1 protein-coding gene is annotated in these 433 nt (G+C 50.1%); it reads right to left on the minus strand.

Annotation, left to right across the window (positions count from 1 at the left end; translation table 11 throughout):
- On the minus strand, window positions 1-433 hold a 433-nt coding region (locus ACTHUE_RS20565), incomplete at both ends, for a helicase-related protein (RefSeq protein ID WP_440424340.1).

Raw genomic sequence — 433 nt, forward strand, 5'->3', positions numbered from 1 at the left:
GGCTCCATGCCTTCGATGGTCAGCTCTGACAATTTACGGCCGATGTATTTTTCGATTTTGTGTACTTTGACGTATTCGTTTACTTCGGCAAAAGTAATCGCAATACCGGTACGGCCAGCGCGACCAGTACGGCCGATGCGGTGAACGTAGTCTTCAGCCTGTTTCGGTAAGTCATAGTTGATAACGTGGGTAATTGTCGGTACGTCGATACCGCGTGCGGCTACATCGGTGGCAACCAAAATTTTGCAGCGGCCTTTGCGCAAGTCCATCAGCGTACGGTTACGCCAGCCTTGCGGCATATCGCCATGCAGACAGTTAGCGGCAAAACCTTTTTCGTACAGTTCATCCGCGATAACTTCGGTCATGGCTTTAGTGGATGTAAAAATCACGCATTGATCGATATTGGCATCGCGCAAGATGTGGTCGAGTAGGC

The organism is Neisseria sp. P0021.S005 (assembly GCF_051956955.1).